General features: G+C 53.2%; 11 protein-coding genes and 1 pseudogene. 5 read left to right on the top strand and 7 right to left on the bottom strand.

Features of this window, described 5'->3' with window-relative positions; genetic code table 11:
* Positions 1–38 precede the first annotated feature (38 nt).
* Together ACAF76_RS04300 and ACAF76_RS04295 are read left to right on the top strand one after the other, a co-directional pair.
* Complete coding sequence (locus ACAF76_RS04300) at positions 39–1,427, top strand: DJ-1/PfpI family protein (RefSeq protein WP_400162671.1); 1,389 nt, start codon at positions 39–41, stop codon at positions 1,425–1,427.
* Between the two features lie 117 nt (positions 1,428–1,544).
* Positions 1,545–1,724, top strand: coding sequence for a hypothetical protein (locus ACAF76_RS04295; RefSeq protein ID WP_400162670.1), 180 nt, complete (start codon positions 1,545–1,547; stop codon positions 1,722–1,724).
* Positions 1,725–1,761: 37 nt separating this feature from the next.
* Here the strand turns inward: ACAF76_RS04295 and ACAF76_RS04290 are convergent, their stop codons facing one another.
* From ACAF76_RS04290 to ACAF76_RS04270, 5 genes are all read right to left on the bottom strand, one after another.
* Positions 1,762–3,135, bottom strand: a complete 1,374-nt coding sequence (locus tag ACAF76_RS04290; RefSeq protein WP_400162669.1) for a GntP family permease — start codon at positions 3,133–3,135, stop codon at positions 1,762–1,764.
* A gap of 119 nt (positions 3,136–3,254) precedes the next feature.
* Positions 3,255–4,268: a 4-hydroxythreonine-4-phosphate dehydrogenase PdxA gene (gene pdxA / locus ACAF76_RS04285; protein ID WP_400162668.1), complete on the bottom strand. Its 1,014-nt coding sequence runs from the start codon at positions 4,266–4,268 to the stop codon at positions 3,255–3,257.
* Positions 4,269–4,282: 14 nt separating this feature from the next.
* A complete protein-coding gene (locus ACAF76_RS04280) occupies positions 4,283–5,569 on the bottom strand; it encodes a four-carbon acid sugar kinase family protein (protein WP_400162667.1) in 1,287 nt (428 codons plus the stop codon).
* A 6-nt stretch (positions 5,570–5,575) separates the two neighbouring features.
* Positions 5,576–6,340: a DeoR/GlpR family DNA-binding transcription regulator gene (locus ACAF76_RS04275; RefSeq protein WP_400162666.1), complete on the bottom strand. Its 765-nt coding sequence runs from the start codon at positions 6,338–6,340 to the stop codon at positions 5,576–5,578.
* A 235-nt stretch (positions 6,341–6,575) separates the two neighbouring features.
* On the bottom strand, positions 6,576–8,843 hold the full coding sequence (locus ACAF76_RS04270; protein ID WP_400162665.1) for a WG repeat-containing protein: 2,268 nt from the start codon (positions 8,841–8,843) through the stop codon (positions 6,576–6,578).
* 104 nt (positions 8,844–8,947) lie between these two features.
* Between ACAF76_RS04270 and ACAF76_RS04265 the strand changes: the two are divergent.
* The 3 genes and pseudogenes from ACAF76_RS04265 to ACAF76_RS04255 all read left to right on the top strand — a co-directional run.
* Positions 8,948–9,390: pseudogene (locus tag ACAF76_RS04265) on the top strand (SDR family oxidoreductase); the annotation flags it as partial.
* 139 nt (positions 9,391–9,529) lie between these two features.
* Positions 9,530–10,591, top strand: coding sequence for an LLM class flavin-dependent oxidoreductase (locus ACAF76_RS04260; protein WP_400162664.1), 1,062 nt, complete (start codon positions 9,530–9,532; stop codon positions 10,589–10,591).
* A 146-nt stretch (positions 10,592–10,737) separates the two neighbouring features.
* A complete protein-coding gene (locus ACAF76_RS04255; RefSeq protein WP_400162663.1) occupies positions 10,738–11,505 on the top strand; it encodes an exodeoxyribonuclease III in 768 nt (255 codons plus the stop codon).
* Between the two features lie 214 nt (positions 11,506–11,719).
* On the opposite strand, the gene ACAF76_RS04250 is transcribed toward ACAF76_RS04255, so the two are convergent.
* Both ACAF76_RS04250 and ACAF76_RS04245 read right to left on the bottom strand, forming a co-directional pair.
* Positions 11,720–15,967 carry a chitobiase/beta-hexosaminidase C-terminal domain-containing protein gene (locus tag ACAF76_RS04250; RefSeq protein ID WP_421617592.1) on the bottom strand — a complete coding sequence of 1,416 codons (4,248 nt, stop codon included), beginning with the start codon at positions 15,965–15,967 and terminating at the stop codon, positions 11,720–11,722.
* Between the two features lie 221 nt (positions 15,968–16,188).
* Positions 16,189–18,750: a LuxR C-terminal-related transcriptional regulator gene (locus ACAF76_RS04245; RefSeq protein WP_421617590.1), complete on the bottom strand. Its 2,562-nt coding sequence runs from the start codon at positions 18,748–18,750 to the stop codon at positions 16,189–16,191.
* Positions 18,751–18,774: the final 24 nt, after the last annotated feature.

Raw genomic sequence — 18,774 nt, 5'->3', positions numbered from 1 at the left:
TACCCTACAGGGGTATTGTAAAACAGGAGGAATACAAAGTGAAAAAAGGTTTGTTGCGTTTGATGGTGTATGTTCTCAGTTTGGCTGTATTTGTAGGCGGTCTCGGTTTCCTCGGCTTTTCCCAGACACAGAAGGAATTTTACGCGTCGTTGCGTGAAGAGCCCGTTCCTGCCCTGGATGGAATCACAATCCCACCCCATGATCCAAAAAAGCCAACCGTGGCAGTCATATTAGGACCTTCGTCGATTACGACAGAGGATTTCGATTTTCTCATTCCCTACACGCTGTTCTCCATGACAGAGGCGTACAATGTCTACGCTGTCGCACCCGACCATGACATCAAGTCACTGTCAGGAGGTCTCGATGTCATCCCGCATTACACGTATGCGGAGCTGGATGCGCTGCTGGCGACAAGCCCTGACGTCATCATTATCCCATTCATGCCCATTCTCGACGATGCGGCGTATGCACCTACTCGGGAATGGATTCAAAAACATTCGTTCAACGAAACTACGACGTTCCTGAGCATTTGCGGAGGTTCGGGCAACATGGCTGATGCAGGCCTGCTGCAAGGAAAATCGGCCGCGTCTCATTGGCAAGCCATTCCTTCCTTGCGCACATTCTATCCGGATACAAACTGGGTAGAGGACGTTCGCTATGTCCATGAAGGAAACACCGTGGCGACTGCCGGTCAAACGGCTGGCATTGATGGAGTCCTTCATCTGATCTCGCAACAAGTCGGTGAACCCATGGCTGCCAAAATCGCGAAAGACATCAGCTATCCCAACTACGAATTCGTCGCGAATCCAAAAGTGGAACCTTTTGTTCTGGACTACAAGTTTTCTACCTACATCCTGAACAGCGCGTTTCGCTGGAACAAGAAGCAAATGGGCGTTCTGCTCTACGACGGCATGGAAGAACTGGCTCTCTCCTCGATTTTCGATACGTATGCGGACACAGGTACGACACGAGTACGGACCATTTCCAGATCGGATGCTCCGCTTGCGACCAAGTACCACCTCAACATCGTGGCCCGGCACACGATCGAGAACGCCCCGGCTCTGGACAAAATGATCATCCCCGGTGGCGATGCGGCTGCACTGGCTCACGACGACATCCAGCTCTGGAACGAAACAGGAAAGGCTGATGTGACACTGCTCATTCACGCCGATTCTCCCGAGCGCTATGTGTTTGAAGCGCCATTGGAGGACTTGGCCAGACAAGAAGATCTGCTGACTGCCCGGCATGGTGTGAAGCGTCTGGAATACCGCGCCGACAATATCAGGCTGGAGGGCAGGGCGCTTCCTTACATGACCTATGTACACCTGCTGCTCTCGCTCGTCCTTGGCTTCGCCGCAGCCTTTTTGATCGATCGCAAGTTTATCGCCAAAAAGCCGTTCTACCGCTTGCACAAGCGCACCTTGTAATCCCTGCCGCCCTCGGGCGGCTTTTTATATGCGCAATTTCTTATATCTTTACAGGCCCTTGCTGGCTTCGTTGTGGTACGATAGAAAAAGCACATTTACCGGATGGGGTGACGTTCATTGAGCCAATTTGAAACAGGCACGTTTCTTGCCTTTCTCGCCTTTTTCATTTTTTTCCTCGTAGCCTACAAACTCCAGCAGATCTCCCTCTTTACGCTGATCCTGCTGCTCGTCGCGACAACGGTCGGGATCGTGGTCTTTTACGTCCTGTCGATGCAATTCTGGTTCGGACATGCATAAAACGGGTGACGTCACAAAGCGTCACCCGTTTTTGCCGTTACACAAACATGTTGGCGATCAGCAAGCAAACCAGTCCAACCGCCCAGCAGATTGTCGTCGGCACAGACCAGACCATCATTTGCTCTTTTACATCCTTGATGCCGAGCAGGCGGTTTACGACCCAGAACAAGCTGTCGTTGAAGTAGGAGAAGATCATCGAACCCATGGCAGCGGCTTGCGCAGCCAATGCCATATTGACTTCCAGATTGGCCAAAATCGGTGCGGAAATCGATGCCGCTGTTACCATCGCTACGGTTCCGCTGCCTTGTACGAGACGTACCAAGGTAGCGATAAAGAACGGGATCAGGACAGCCGGCAATGGCAAGTCGGCGATTTTCCCGGCGATAAAATCTCCTGCGCCGCTTTCGCGCAGCACGGCACCAAGCGCGCCACCTGCACCCGTTACAAGCAGGATAATCCCCGCCGTCTGGATTCCTTCTTCCATCCGATCAAGCGCCTCGGAGCGGCTCATATGGCGGCCAAGCGAATAGATCGCTACGAGCAAACCGATGCTCACAGCAATAATCGGTTTCCCCAGGAAAACCAGCACGCCGAACAATCCTGACGTCAGTTCCATAGCAGAAAGCGTCGTGTTGAGGAAGATCAAAATGATCGGAACCAAAATCGGCAAAAGCGATCTTCCCAGAGAAGGAAGCTCAGACGCCTTTTGATCAGCCAGATCCAAAAACTCCTGGTAGGCAGCTTTGGCGTCAGGTCTTGAAAATCCTTCTTCGGAATCATCGGGAATTTGATAAATCCGGTTGCCCAGCCACTTGGCGTACAGAACCCCCACAATCATGATCGGAATCCCGAACAGCAGACCCAGCCCGATCATCAGGCCGATATCGACTTCAAAAATACCTGCTACACCGAGCGGTCCTGGAGTTGGCGGCACCAAGGAGTGCGTGATCACGAGACCGACAGCCAAAGCGACACCAAGTGCAATAACCGATTTACCGGTCTTTCTTGAAAGCGCTTTTACCAATGGGCTTAAAATAACGAATGCAGAGTCTACGAAAATCGGAATCGACACGATATAACCGGCGATCGCCATGGCCCATTCCTCTTTTTTCTTGCCGACAAACTTGATCAGGGAATACGCCAACGTCTCGGCGGCTCCTGAAACTTCCAGAATCCGCCCGATCATCACGCCCAACCCGATGACAATCCCGATCGAGGCCAGTGTACTCCCAAATCCTGACGAGATCGTGTCGGCTACTTTGGCAGGGTTCATGCCTCCAACGATCCCTGCGATCGAAGCAGCGATAATCAGTGCCAGAAAAGCGTGGATTTTGGTACGCAACACGAGAAAAATCAAAACGATAACTGCCAAAACCAAACCAAGCACCATTTGTGTTCCTGAAACCTCCACAAGTCACTCCTCCTTTGCTTGTAAGCATTTTCATTTACTTGAATGTCGCAATGAAGGATCGACTCGACCCTTCATTGCAACAAGTACTGCCATCTTTTTTCTCAAGAAACCGCCTGTGATTACAGCGTGTTGCTCGTAAATTTCGGCGCGTATTTGGCTGCCAGCTTGATGCACTCTTCCATGCTGATGCTCTCCGCGATGTTTTTTCCGGCAATGTCAAAGGCTGTACCGTGATCGACAGAGGTGCGCAGGAATGGCAACCCGTTTGTAATCGAAATCGTTCTGTGGAAGTCTGTCATTTTCGCTGCGATATGGCCCTGGTCGTGATAGAGGGACAATACCGCGTCATATCTGCCTTGCAGCGCCTGGAAGAAGACGGAGTCTGCCGGAACAGGTCCTACCGCGCTGATTCCCGACTGGACGGCTGCTTCGATGCCCGGTTTGATTTCCTCTACTTCCTCCATGCCGAACAGGCCGCCTTCTCCGCTGTGCGGGTTGAGACCGGCAACCGCGATTTTCCGTTGCTCGACACCCAGACGCTGAAGCGCTTTGTCGCAGCGGATCAGGTAGTCGTGCACGCGTTCCTTGGTCATCTGCCCGATAGCATCCTTCAGGGACAGATGGCGCGTCAGGAAGAAAATACGCATGCCGTTTACTTCGAACATGGTCAGCGGATCTTTGGTGTTTGTCAGCGCCTCAAGCATTTCCGTATGGCCGATAAACGGTACGTTCGCCGCTTTCAGCGACTCCTTGTTGATCGGCGTAGTCGCCAGTGCCTTCACTTCACCATTCATCGCCAGGTCAACGGCTTTTTTGATGTATTCAAACGCTCCCTGACCGCCTTGCGCAGAGACTTGTCCGTACTCCAGCTTTGCCATGTCAATGTTGTCCATATCGATGACATCTACCGTGCCCAGTTCGTATTTCCCTTCGGCTGGCGATGTGACTGTATTGATTTTCAGGTCAGCTTTCACGATCTCGATTGCTTTTGCCAAAACTTTGGCGTCGCCGATTACGAGCGGTTTGCAGACATCGTAAATCTCTTTTTTGGAGAGCGACTTCATGGTAATCTCAGGTCCGATTCCCGCAGGGTCTCCCATCGGAATTGCAATAATGGCTCTTTCCGTTGTCATGTTGGTGTTCCTCCTTAGCATTTTGCCATCAGATATTGAATGCTTGCGTAAATCGCTTTTTTGTCGCCAGCCATGCCGCCTTTGGTCACGAGCGGAATGCCATCCAGGTACCCGCCGATCAGGTGTCCGTACGCCACCAACGGCAGCACCTCCACCTCCAGCTTGATACCTTCCGCGCGAGCCAGGGCACACAGCGAAGCCGTAACGTCTCCGCCGCTGGTAAAGCACCCGCCGATTTCATACGGGCTTTTCTGGATCGCGAAGCGGGTGATTTTCCCCAGGCCGTCGGCGATCCGTTTTGCCAGCGCATCCTGGCTGGTTCCTTGCTCGCGCGCAATCTCCTTCAGATTAAGCGGATCTGCATACGGAGAGTTCGTCGTAATGACGAGAATCGATTGGCGCTCCATCTCGTCCAGGACGGTCTGGATCACGCGGTCGGTCTCTTCTTCCCACGATTCCCCAAAACTGGCCAGTTTTTTCGCGTCGACGTAAATCGGCTGGGCATTCGTTTTCTCCGACACGTACTGCAGTTGGCTGGCGGCGTTCGAGGTAATGCTGCCCACCGTCACGATGATTTTTTTATCGCTTGCGTGCTGGCGGGTGTAGAACTTGGCATAGGCGGAAGTCAGCGGTCCCGGATCGACGGGAATCATCTGACATTCCTTGATCGCCACCATCGCCCTGGCGATCGATTCGATTTCCTCGTCCGTCACCGCATCGAGCACGATGATTCGTGTGCCCGCAGCAATCTGCTCGCGCAACGCTTGCTCCGTTTCCTTTTCACCAGCCAGGACAGTATCCAGCCCAATGTAGGAGACGGGGTAGCGGCTCTGCTTCTGGACGAGCGCCGGGACGTACGACTGGGTGAGTGGTGCGACCGGATCGTGGGCCACGTCGGTCACCTGCAGCGGAATGCCGTTTACGAGCAGATAGCCGCCTGACGTGATGCGTCCCGAATCCGGAAAGGAGGCTACGACCACAGCGACCGCATTTTCCCCCAGTTCGTTCAATACTGTATCGATTTCAATGCCGATATTTCCCCTGACGGTACTGTCGATTCGTTTGCAAATGACGTTCGCGCCCCATTTTTTGAGGTTATCCAGCACTGTCTTGACCCTCGTGCGGGCCACTTCTTCGCTCGCGTATCTGCTGTCTGTGTCGATGCATACAGCGTTGTAGGAATCGGACTTGGGCAGATCGGAATAGTGAACCATTGTCGCGGCTTCAAAGCCTTGTCTGGCCAGTCTTACGCCAGTGGCGTTGGAACCTGTCAAATCATCGGCAATAACTCCAATTTTCACGTGGCATCACCCGCCTTTTGCTGTTACAACTTTCAGATGTTCCCGTGCCTTGGCTTCATCTTCATCGGAAAGTTCGTCATCTGTGATCCATCCATCGAGGAGGGAGAGGTCGCACACTTTCGTAAATGACTTCTGGTCAAACTTGCTCGAATCGGCAACCAGCCAGGTTGACTCCGCTGCTTCTAGCATGCGCTGTTTGATGGAAGCCTTTTCAAAGGTCGGTGCAGTCACCCCTGCTTCCAGATGAATGGCGTGTGCCCCAAGGAAGAACAGATCGACGTGAATCGTCTGCAAAAGCAGCTCGGTCATCGGGCCGAACAACGCCCCGACGCTGTTTTGCAGCTCCCCGCCCGCGACAATCACCTTCACCTCGCTGTCCATCAGCTCGGCGGCAATTTTTATGTCATTTGTCACCACTGTCAGATTGTTTTTTTCCTTGAGCAGTCTGGCAATTTCAAGTGTCGTCGTGCCAGAATCCAGCAGTATGGTGGAATGGTCCTGAACCAGTGTCATCGCTTTTTGGGCGATCGCCTTTTTCTGCCTGCTGTACTTGCCTTCTTTGGTGAGAAAGGGTGTTTCGTTGATCAAGGGCTTGTTTAGTATTGCCCCGCCGAGCGTGCGAATGATTTTGTCCTCTTCTTCGAGGTAGGCCAAATCTCTTCGGATGGTCATGGCTGACACATTAAGCTGTGCGGCCATTTCGTCGATGTCGATCTTTTCATCTCGGCTCAACTGTTCCAGTATCCATTTTCTGCGCTCGTTTGGTTGCATTTATTCATCACCCTTGTTATTCTCGAACATCTTATACTATCATTATGTGAACTTTGAACAACAATGTCAAGAATGAAAACGCATTTTTGAAAAAACTGAACATGTCATTGTGATTATTTCACACATACAGATTGCCCCTTTTGCAAAGCAAAAAAAGCCGTTCCGCAGTCAACAGACGTCGGAACAGCCTTGTGTTTCGTTTGCACAAGCATATGTGATTCGCTTCGTAAACGGGTTAGTTTCGCTCTGTGCGGAACAGCTCATTGCCTTCTGCGTCCAGGTAGCCGAAATGATGTGTCGTCGTAAAGACAAACGGCGGAGCTTCCACGCCTGGACGCTGGTTGAATACCTGGTCGGTCGCCTGAATCGACGCATACAGCGGCTCGGTCAGCGGACGCGCATCTGCGCCGAGCAGTCCGTACAAACCGGTTTTTCCATCCTGGTACACGAATCCGCTGCCCCCCGCCTCGCGCGTCGTTGCCAGCTCCAAGGAGCTGTAGCTGCCTTCGCTCAGGCGCTTTAGCCCAAAGCTGTAGACATCCCAGCCCGCAGCCGACTTGACCAGCAGGACGTCGCGGGATTCGGGCGTCTGGAACGCGACGACTTCATTCAATTGCGCAAGCTCGCGGTTTTCCCCCAACGCCCACAGGTCGAATATTCCGTCCATGCGGGTCAGCACCAGCAGTCTTTTGCCGTGAAGCTCACGAACAGCGAAATCCCGGTAGACAAAGTCGCTGACCGCCGAAAACTGCCCATCTGCCAGCTTGACCAATGCCCAGCCTTCCTGACCGTCTTTCTTGCCTACGGTGTAGACCGCCTCTCCCAGCTTGGCAAACACGACAGGCGTTCCCTCCTGGACGCCCGGCAACACAGGAACCTGAATCTCGCCTGCCACCGGCTTGCCCTCGGGAGTGTAGAGGTCTGCGGTCTGCCCGCCATCTTGGGTCCCCACGACCAACCCAGCCTCGGCATCGAGGTAGAGTGCGCCGCTGTAGCTGTCAATCGTCCGCTCGGTCTGCCGTTCGATCAGCAGCGCATCGCTGCCTGGCAGAAAGGAGGCATCCAAAGCGTCTGTCACCGGCATCCGCGCAGATTCCTGCGGGTCGACGCGCGTACCGTCCATTCGGAAGTACAATGTTTCCCCGTTCGGCTCGGTCACCTGTACCAAGTAACCCGCATCCGCTTCATGGCGAATGACCCTGCCGGCTTCGGGGGCCAGCAAAAGTCCCTTGCTCTCCGAATACAGACCGATCTTTTTGCCGTCCTGTATGCTCAGCATGCTGTACGTACCGAGCGTCGTCACCGTGTCAAACCAGACGGTCGGCTCCTGCATCGGCAGCCCATTGGCGGGGATCAGCCCTTTTTTCCCGTCGGAGCGGATGAACAGGCGCGCAGCAGGCGGTCCTTCGATACGCGGATACTGAAACGGGATGACCACTTCACCGCCCGCCTCGACTACGCCGTACAGACCAGTCTTCGGGTCCTGGCCCAGAACGTAGCCGTGCAGCAAATATTCGGCTCCCGTTTTCAGCGGAACAGTACCTTGCTTCTCCACTGTGTGGTAGGTGACCGTACTGCTGTCGGCGCTTTTCGTATGGTACACCTCGTCCGTACTGGACTCGATCCCGACGTCGGCAAAGCGAGGCTCCGCCAGCATCTGTCCATCTTTCCACAAGCCGACTCCCTGCTCGCTCTCTACACGGACATATCCGTGATTCCAAAAGACGAGACGGTCGTATACAGGCTCAAGCACGAAGTTGCCCCTGCTGTCTACAAGGCCTTGTTTAGCGCCCACCTGTACCCGGATATAGGCGGTACGCGCGCCATCCTGGGGGAGATACCGGGCATTTTCCAGCGAGAAGATCGGCTTCATCGCAGCCGGGTCGTACAATGTAAACTTCGTAGCAGTCTGTGTCGCCACGAAGCGCATGCTGTCTCGCATGCCCTCCTGTTGTGCTCCCTCTCCAGTTTCTTCGCTGTCACTCGTTGCCACCAGGTCGACGAACATGATCGTTCCCGCAAACGGCGGCAGCAGTATCTCGCCTGCGGGATCGAGCAGCATCTGCATCTCTCCACCCATCGCAATCACGGCCGGATAGGCAGCAGACAGGAAGTATGTGTGCGCCCCGACGAACTTCGTGTCCGAAAGCTGGCCTGTTTGCAGATTGAGGTGCTGGAACCACCCTCCCCGCTGGAGGATCGCAATGTTTCCGTCGCTCGGAATGTCGATCGAATCCCAGATCACAGGTGTCAGTTGCTTGCCTGTCCGGGCGTCAAGAATTCCTTTTTTCCCGCCTGCGGAAACTATGATGCTGGTCGGGTACTGGATGCTCTCGTCGTAGATTGCATTCGTCACTCGTTCCTTTCCATTGCTAAAGCCGATCTTGCCGTTCGCAGCCAAAAACGGCTGGATCGCGGAATAGTCGGCAGCGTGTACGGGAAACGAGCTGCTCTGTGCGAGCAATAGCACAGCCGCGCCGATTCCCAGGATGTATTTGTTCATGCACAGCTTCCTCCTCGTGCAGCATCGTGGCGTAATACTGCTTAGACGGAGGAAAGTGGAAAAGGTTTCGCTCAATCAGGACAGCACGTATTTTCACAAAAGGTTTGAATCAAGCAGTCCAGTTCCCGCAAGTGAGCATCCTGGACATCACCGACGAACAATTGGAAAATACGTACCGTACCAATATTTTTCCGCACTTTTACATGACCAAGGCCGCACTCCCCTACCTCGGACAAGGGAGCTCCATTATTTCAACCGCTTCCGTCACCGCTTATGCAGGTGCCCCGTTGCTTGTCGATTATTCCTCGACCAAGGGTGCCATCGTCTCCTTTACCCGTTCCCTGTCCCTCCAACTGGTCAGCAAAGGCATTCGTGTCAATGCAGTGGCACCTGGTCCGATATGGACCCTTTCGGTTTGGAAACACCCATGAAACGTGCAGGGCAGCCGTTCGAGCTGGCACCGGTGTACATTTATCTGGCTTCCGACGATTCGTCCTTTGTCACCGGACAAGTGCCTCATGTCAACGGCGGGATTATGACAGAAACTCGAATCGCAACACGGCAAAACAAGGTCACTCTCGAGGTGGCCTTTTGCTTTTTCAGTCCTGAAATCATACAGCCGCACATCGAAATTTGACAACGGTTGGCAGTACCCGTAGTGTGTAGGTATAAAGGAGGAACAGACTATGAGCGAACAGGCAAAGAGCTTCGAAATTGGAATCAGCACATTCCTGGAAACGACACCAGACCCGGCGACTGGAGAAGTAATCAGCCACGCGCAGCGTTTGCGCAATGCGGTGGAGGAGATCGTCCTGGCCGATCAGGTCGGCTTGGATGTATACGGTATCGGTGAGCATCACCGCCCTGACTATGCAAGCTCCTCGCCCGCTGTCATCCTGGCTGCGGCTGCTCCCATGACCAAACGAATACGCCTTACCAGCGCCGTCAGCGTCTTGTCCTCAGACGATCCGGTTCGCGTGTTCCAAGATTTCTCCACCCTGGACGGCATCTCCAACGGCCGGGCCGAAATCATGGCCGGACGGGGTTCGTTCATCGAATCCTTCCCGCTCTTCGGCTACAGCCTGGATGACTATAACCAATTGTTCGCGGAAAAGCTGGAGCTGCTGCTGGCTCTCCGCGATTCGGAAAAAGTGACGTGGCGCGGGGGTCTGCGCCCGGCAATCGACAACCTCGGCGTCTATCCTCGCCCCGTCCAAAACCCGCTGCCGGTATGGATCGCAAGCGGCGGTACCCCGCAATCGGCGATCCGGGCGGGGATGCTCGGGCTGCCGATCGCATTTGCCATCATCGGCGGTTCGCCGGAGAACTTCGCGCCGCTCGTCGCCCTGTACAAGGAAGCGGCTGCAAAGGCTGGCCACGATCCAGACAAGCTGCCAATCGCCACACACTCGCACGGCTTTGTCGCGGATACGACCGAGCAGGCAGCCGACCTGTTTTTCCCGCCGACACAAGCGCAGATGAACGTGCTCGGACGCGAACGCGGCTGGGGACCGTACACCCGCGCCACTTTCGACTCGGCGCGCAGTCTGCGGGGAGCGCTCTACGTCGGCGATCCGGAGTTCGTCGCCGAAAAGATGATTTTGCTGCGCAAGCAACTGGGAATCAACCGGTTTTTCCTGCACATCAACGTCGGTACGCTGCCACACCGTGACATCCTGCGTGCGATCGAGCTTCTGGGAACAAAAGTCGCTCCGCTCGTGCGCGATGAGATCGCCCGCAACGGCTAAACATACGAACCACCAGGACCGAAGAGCAGAAGTTTTGGCTTCGGTCTTTTTCTATGCCGCCTTTTTTCCCTTTTTGCACGTATTTTCTCTATAATAAAAAGGAAGAACGGGTTTGGACGAACCGCCGCAAAGGAGAACACACAGATATGAAACTGGTATCATGGAACGTAAATGGCTTGCGAGCCTGTGTGAATAAAGGCTTTGTCGACTACTTCAAGGAAACGGACGCCGATGTGTTCTGCATCCAGGAGACGAAATTGCAGGAAGGGCAAATCGAAACCGAGTTCGCCTCGGGCTACCACCAATACTGGAATTACGCTGTCAAAAAAGGCTACTCCGGAACGGCGGTATTTACCAAAGCCGAGCCGCTCTCCGTCCGCTACGGCATCGAGGAAGACAGCGAGGCGGAAGGACGGATTCTCACGCTGGAATACGAGGCGTTTTACCTGGTCAACGTCTACACGCCCAACGCCAAGCGTGATCTGTCGCGGCTGGACTACCGGCTGGAATGGGAAGACCGCTTTCGCCAGTACCTGCTGCGGCTGGACGCGGACAAGCCTGTCATCGTCTGCGGCGATCTGAATGTCGCGCACCAGGAGATTGACCTGAAAAACGCAAAGTCAAACCGGAACAATTCCGGCTTTACGCCCGAGGAACGGGGAAAAATGACGCAACTGCTGGAGTCAGGCTTTCTTGACACCTTCCGCTACTTCTACCCGGACAGCACCGATGCGTATACGTGGTGGTCGTTTATGCCGAAAGTCCGCGAGCGAAACATCGGCTGGCGCATCGACTATTTTCTGGCTTCCGCCAGACTTGCCCCTTCTCTGGTCGACGCCCAGATTGATGCCCATGTCATGGGGAGCGACCACTGTCCGGTCGTTTTGAAAGTGGACACCAGTAAAACGCTATGAAACAGGGGAGGAAACCGGAGACGGTATGGTGGCTCAAGGCGAACACTCTCACGTTGGACTGACCCCGTAACATAAGAAAAATCAAAACACCTACAAGAGAATCCGACCATGCATAAGATATGGGACAGCTTGGAGGTGTTTTTTCTATGACCACGGTACGTATCCTGCGTATAAAAAGCACAGCGCCCGAATCCTCAAATTCGGGCGCACATCTTTATTTGTTGACTTCCAACATCCGAAGCAGCATCACCGTCGCTTCTGCGCGGGTTGCGATTTCGTTTGCTACAAAACGGTTTCCTCCCCGCCCATCGACAATGCCAAGTTTGCGGATCGCTTCGACTGCACCTTTCGCCCATTGTGGAATCACTTCATCATCGGCAAAGCCGGTTGACATGCCGGGATTCGTCTGCAATGTAAGGGACCGGGCGATCATCGCCGCCATCTCTGCACGCGTGATGCGGTTGTTCGGCCGGAAACTGCCATCATCGTATCCATCGATAATTCTCGCCTCTACCGCCTGTGCAACGGCTTGTTTTGCCCATTCGCCGATTTGTTCGTTGTCGGCAAACGTAAGTGCTGTACCTTCACTTTTCAGTTTCAGAGCGCCTGCCAGCATCACGGTAAACTCGGCGCGAGTGACCGGATTGTTCGGTTTAAATGTGCCGTCTGGATAACCGCTAACGAAGCCTTTCTCTACAGCACGCAGGATGTAGTTCTTTGCCCAATGTCCGGCGATATCGGAAAATTCAATGGCCGGTTCGGACGGTTGTGGCGTTTCGCGGTAAATGGTCAACGTATAGTTTTTCTCCGCATCATTTTCTGCTCGTACCGTTAATACGAACGTATTTTTGCCTTCCTCCAGATCGACTTTCGCCCTGTCGGCCATGACTTTATCCTGTAGAATGACTTTGGCTGCGGAGTGCGCTTCTTTTACTACAAGCTCCACTTGTTCGGATGTTGTACGTGCCGTATATGCCGTTGTTCCAGAAGCAAATGAAGGGCTTAGATTCAATGGTTTGCCTCCCGCCCATACTTGCAGATCCGCAAGATCCGCATTGTTGGACAACCCGCGACCTCCGCCACCACCACCGGAACCGCTGTTACCTCCTGATGCTCTTGGGGTCGCTGTCGCTACATTGGAGAAATCACTGGTTCCTTCTGCAGAGACAGCCTTCACTGCGAATGCATACGTTTTTCCGTTCGTTAATCCGGTGACGATGTAGGAGTTCATTGCAATATTCGATTGAACGAGCCTCCAGTTCGCCGGATCGACCGGAGCTGATGCGCCTTCTGCTTGGTAAACCGCGTAAGTCACGCTGCCTGTTTCCGTGACCGCATCCCACTCCAATGTAACGGAACGATTAGCTGCCGAAGCTGTCAGATTCGCAGGTGCAGGTATCGTTTCAATCGTATACTGTTCCTCCATTAGTTCGCTGTCGAGCATGCCGGACTTCATCGCGATTGCCTTGATCGTCATCTCTGTTGTCACTTCGATGGGCGCAGTATATTCGGCACTGCTGCTCGTCGGTTCGCTGCCATCTGTCGTGTAGTAAACCGTCGCTCCTTCAGTTGGCGTACTCAATGTCACCTTGGTGCCGGAAGGAACCACACCACCGGAAGGATCTGCCACCGGCCTGGCGACTTGCTCGGGAGACAAGATCGTGTACGACTCGGTCATTACTTGGCTGTCGAGCATGCCGGACTTTATAGCAATTGCCTTGATCGTCATCTCCGAAGCAACTTCGATTGGTGCGGTATATTCCATACTGCTGCGGCTCGGCGTGCTGCCGTCCGTCGTGTAGTAAATTGTTGCTCCCTCGGTCGCCGTGCTCAATGTCACCCTTGTACCAGACGGAACCGCACCGCCTGAGGGATCTGCAACCGGTTTGGCGACTTGCTCGGGAGACAAGATCGTGTACGACTCGGTCATTACTTGGCTGTCGAGCATGCCGGACTTCATCGCGATTGCCTTGATCGTCATCTCCGAAGCAACTTCGATTGGTGCGGTATATTCCATACTGCTGCGGCTCGGCGTGCTGCCGTCCGTCGTGTAGTAAATTGTTGCTCCCTCGGTCGCCGTGCTCAATGTCACCCTTGTACCAGACGGAACCGCACCGCCTGAGGGATCTGCAACCGGTTTGGCGACTTGCTCGGGAGACAAGATCGTGTACGACTCGGTCATTACTTGGCTGTCGAGCATGCCGGACTTTATAGCAATTGCCTTGATCGTCATCTCCGAAGCAACTTCGATTGGTGCGGTATATTCCATACTGCTGCGGCTCGGCGTGCTGCCGTCCGTCGTGTAGTAAATTGTTGCTCCCTCGGTCGCCGTGCTCAATGTCACCCTTGTGCCAGACGGAACCGCACCGCCTGAGGGATCTGCAACCGGTTTGGCGACTTGCTCGGGAGACAAGATCGTATAATGCTCCTCCATCACTTCGCTGTCGAGCATACCGTCCTTCGCGGCAATCGCCTTGATCGTCATCTCTGTTGTCACTTCGATGGGCGCGGTATATTCGGCACTGCTGCTTGTCGGTTCGCTGCCATCTGTCGTGTAGTAAATCGTCGCTCCTTCAGTTGGCGTACTCAATGTCACCTTGGTGCCGGAAGGAACCACACCACCTGAGGGATCTGCAACCGGTTTGGCGACTTGCTCGGGAGACAAGATCGTGTACGACTCGGTCATTACTTGGCTGTCGAGCATGCCGGACTTTATAGCAATTGCCTTGATCGTCATCTCCGAAGCAACTTCGATTGGTGCGGTATATTCCATACTGCTGCGGCTCGGCGTGCTGCCGTCCGTCGTGTAGTAAATTGTTGCTCCCTCGGTCGCCGTGCTCAATGTCACCCTTGTGCCAGACGGAACCGCACCGCCTGAGGGATCTGCAACCGGTTTGGCGACTTGCTCGGGAGACAAGATCGTATAATGCTCCTCCATCACTTCGCTGTCGAGCATACCGTCCTTCGCGGCAATCGCCTTGATCGTCATCTCTGTTGTCACTTCGATGGGCGCGGTATATTCGGCACTGCTGCTTGTCGGTTCGCTGCCATCTGTCGTGTAGTAAATCGTCGCTCCTTCAGTTGGCGTACTCAATGTCACCTTGGTGCCGGAAGGAACCACACCACCGGAAGGATCTGCCACCGGCCTGGCGACCTGTTCCGGCACTTCAAGTAGAAATGCTCCGGAATGGACTGTAAATAATTCCTTGCCATCTTCATCTTCGGCATAAATGTGCACATACCAGGTACTATCTGTCGTTTGCGCATCATCCAGGGAGTGATTAAGGGTATCTCCGCTTTCAAACGCCGTCCAGCCGTCGCCTTCCGGTTCGGTTGGCAAAGCCGGAGTCTCTTCAGTTGTTGTCCACTGATATTGCAAGCTGAACGTTTTGCTCCAGAGCGCCTTGACAGTCGTCGCCGCTTCCTTTTGCTCCTGTCCGCCGCTGCTCCATGGATCGAAATTCAGAAATAGAATGTCATTATTTTGGGCATAGTCTTGTGCCTGAGATTCAATTTCCCCGATGATCACTTTAAGGGGATTGATCGCAAATGCGTAAGTCCCGATGTTCGTCACACCGTTCCCGATTTGTACACTTTGGAGTCGGTTGTTCCGAAATGCCCACCCCCCAATACTCGTCACACTGTCCGGGATCGTCACACTCTCGAGTTGGTTGTTTTCAAATGCCCCATTCCCGATGATCGTCATACCGTTCCCGATTTGTACACTTTGGAGTCGGTTGTTTCGAAACGCCCACCCCCCAATACTCGTCACACTGTCCGGGATCGTCACACTCTCGAGTTGATTGGATGCAAATGCGGAAGTCTCGATGTTCGTCACACCGTTCCCGATTTGTACACTTTGGAGTCGGTTGTTTCGAAATGCCCCCTCCCCAAGGCTGGTCACACTGTCCGGGATCGTCACACTCTCGAGTTGGTTGTCATCAAATGCCCCATCCCCGATGTTCGTCACACTGTCCGGGATCGTCACACTCTCGAGTTGATTGGATTTAAATGCGTAATGTCCGACGTTCGTCACATTGTCCGGAATCGTCACACTCTCGAGTTGATTGGATGCAAATGCGGAAGTCTCGATGTTCGTCACACCGTTCCCGATTTGTACACTTTTGAGTCGGTTGTTTTGAAATGCCCACCTCCCAATACTCGTCACACTGTCCGGAATCGTCACACTCTCGAGTTGATTGGATGCAAATGCGGATTCCCCGACGGTCGTCACACTGTCCGGAATCGTCACACTTGTCAGATCTTTATTACGAAAAGCTGTATTTCCTATTCGTATAACGCCCTTACCGCCTAACGTATCCGGAATCGTTATATCTTTCGCCGTGCCCACATATTTCGTAATCTCTACACCACCGGCAATCTCCTGATATTCATAATCACTTTCACTTGCTGTTGCCTCTTTAGTGTCTGTACCCAACCATGCGAAAAGTATAGTCAGCATGAGTAAACCAATCCTGGTCACGTTGTAACGCTTCGGTATGTTCATTTGCCTTATCTTTAAAACATTCATCTCCTCATCATCCTCCTGCCCTCACTTCATAGCTTTATCCAACTCATTATACTAACTTCCAAATCCCTTTGTGATCAACCCTGCCTGGCACAAAAGATCAAAAAGGTTGAGCAGGGAGGTGGAGATGATTTATACAAAAAAAGAGGAACGGGTCAGAACAACTGTAGTGTTCTGGCTCGTTCCAGCGCTTGCAATCGATTATTCGTCTGTAATTTCCCATAGATATTGTTAATGTGGGTTTTTATGGTTGCCAGGGAAACATTCAGTTTCAGTGCTATTTCTTTATTGGACATCCCTGTTCCCATCAAACGAAGCACACATTGTTCTTTGGCTGTTAAAGCAACCGCCGTTCTTTCTGGGGGAATGCTGGCTTCCTTTTCAAGTGGCGGGAACAGTCTGAGCAATCGTTTCACGTAGGATAAAGGCACCTTATGACTGGGGCGGCGATGTTGATTTTGACGCAGTCGGATATATCGATCCAATATTTGCCCAAAGGCATTCCCTTCGTCAACAAAGGTTCGGATGTATCCTTCGGGCCACGCCAATGCAAGCGCTTCTTCTAATACATCCATACATTCTGTAATCCTTCCTTGAAGAAAAAAAATTCTGCTCTTACGAACGAGAAGGCGAATGTAATCGCTTTGCCGTCTTGTTTCTCCAGCAACAAAGAGGAGACGCTCCGTTAAAGATGCAGCTTCCTCGATTTTTCCCTGCTCTGCCAGTATAGCAGCCAGCAGATCATATTCCTTGATCATGGATACCGGAATCTCATCCTGAAATCGCAAGCCGCTCTTTCTCAGCCATTGTCTCATCGGTTTCTCTTCCCCACGCATCCAGCCTTGCATGGCTCGGAACAAGGCCATTTTCCCGGACAAATTGGGATTCGCCTTCACAGACGCTAGTTTGGCTAACTCTTGTAATCTGTCGTCTGCCATCTCCTCGTCTCCCTGCACGGCGGCAATGCGAGCAAGCCATAGCGCCGCGATGGTCATCAGGCTTATATTATGATGCGTTCTTCCAATATCATAGGCTTGGCGCATCACCTTTTCCGCTTCGACCAAGCGATTTCGTTCGTACTGCATTTTTCCAAAGTCGATATACAGATGAGCAACAAAATACACGTTTCGGGTTCCGGACCAAATCGACAGCAAGGGCGTTACCACCTGTTCCGCCAGTCGAAGGCCGTCATCCGACACATAGATGTCCCACAGCGGATGATAGCCATCCCGGTCGCTTCCGAATCCAATGAAGAGATTGCCTTCCGGTTGTTTCTCGACATATTCCTTTGAAAATTGAACGGCATATTCAAAATCCCGATCCAAAAACGTGCGAAATGCGGTCAGAAAAGCGAGTCCGGCATGCAATGTTTCGGCTTCAGAAGGATGAAGGGAAGCTGTGTCCTCTTCCAGCCTGCGAACCGCTCGCCAATACCCGACTGTGGCCGCTTCGACATGCCCGGACATGTACTGGGAAGCGAGCTTTGTCAAAAGCATCATCGGCCTAGCAAATAACAGTGAATCGGGAATAGCGCTGAGCCACGTGCAGAGCGTCGTCCATTCATTGGCCATCAGCTCTGGTGTAATCGCCTCTATTAATGAAAGCGCATGTTCGTAACTGGCAGCCTCCAGGTAATGATTCACCGCTTCACGAGGATACCCGTTCGCTTCTAGCCATTCTCCCGCTGCCATGTGAAGGGTTTGCCATCGCCGCGGCTCCCGCCTTTTCAGGTGCGCCTTCAAAAACTGCTGAAACAAATGATGGTACCTGTACCACTCCCGACGCTCGTCCAGAGCCACAAGAAACAAGCTTTCCCTGTCTAACTGTTGCAGGTAGGCATCGCTTTCGGCTATGTGAGTTACCGCCTCACAAAGTTCGCCCGTCATCCGATCTAAAATCGACGTTTGCAGCAAAAATTGCTGCATCGTTTCAGACTGATAGGATAACACTTCATCGAAAAAATAATCCGATATGTCACGTTCCGTTCCCGCCATCTTCCGGACCAGCGATGCGGGATCAGCATGTTCATGCAACGATAAGATCGCCAATCGCATCGCCGCTACCCATCCCTCCGTCTTTTTTTGTACGACAGCCACGTCTTCGATGGCCATGTCCATACCGCCGCACTTCGCAAAAAATTCAGTCGTTTCATCCGAAGAGAAGCGGAGATCGCTTGCATCCAGCCAGTTCAACCCATTTCCCGCCCGTATTCTCGAGAGGGGCAACGATGGGAAGTTTCGGCTTGCGAGATAGAGATGAACATGTGACGGCAAGCGTTCCAGCAGATAAGTGACTCCCTTGAATATGGACGCTTCCTCGATGTGATGAAAGTCATCCCATACGAGCACCGTCGTTTGCGGTATACGATGAAGCCCGTTGACGAGCGTGGCAATCAGTGAGAACCCCGATGGATCTTCCACGGCATGACGAAGCACAGCCTGTTCGTCAAAAGACGGATAGGCCTGTTTTAGCGCCGCAATGGTATGTGCCCAGAAGCGCATGCGATCATTATCCGCTTGATCAAGAGAGACCCAGGCGACGGGATTTTCCAGCGTCGTCACCCACTCGCCCAGCAAGGTGGTTTTGCCATACCCGGCAGGCGCTGTGATCAAGGTAAGCGCACGATCCAGCCCTTCATGCAAACGATGGGTGAGTCTGGAACGAACAACAAGCGGGCTTCGTGATCGGGGAATATGAAGTTTCGTGGCTATGATCACGGTTTGCTCCCTCCTTCCCTATCA

Origin of the sequence: Brevibacillus sp. TJ4 (assembly GCF_044627595.2) — a bacterium.
Lineage (GTDB): Bacteria > Bacillota > Bacilli > Brevibacillales > Brevibacillaceae > Brevibacillus.
This window is presented reverse-complemented; position numbering and strand designations above follow the sequence as displayed.

What these genes read in the sequence shown, in the direction of transcription:
- pdxA (WP_400162668.1), bottom strand. Translation starts at nt 4,268, where the DNA reads ATGACAACGGAAAGAGCCATTATTGCAATTCCGATGGGAGACCCTGCG.
- ACAF76_RS04275 (WP_400162666.1), bottom strand. Translation starts at nt 6,340, where the DNA reads ATGCAACCAAACGAGCGCAGAAAATGGATACTGGAACAGTTGAGCCGA.
- ACAF76_RS04270 (WP_400162665.1), bottom strand. Translation starts at nt 8,843, where the DNA reads ATGAACAAATACATCCTGGGAATCGGCGCGGCTGTGCTATTGCTCGCA.
- ACAF76_RS04260 (WP_400162664.1), top strand. Translation starts at nt 9,530, where the DNA reads ATGAGCGAACAGGCAAAGAGCTTCGAAATTGGAATCAGCACATTCCTG.
- ACAF76_RS04255 (WP_400162663.1), top strand. Translation starts at nt 10,738, where the DNA reads ATGAAACTGGTATCATGGAACGTAAATGGCTTGCGAGCCTGTGTGAAT.
- ACAF76_RS04250 (WP_421617592.1), bottom strand. Translation starts at nt 15,967, where the DNA reads ATGCTGACTATACTTTTCGCATGGTTGGGTACAGACACTAAAGAGGCA.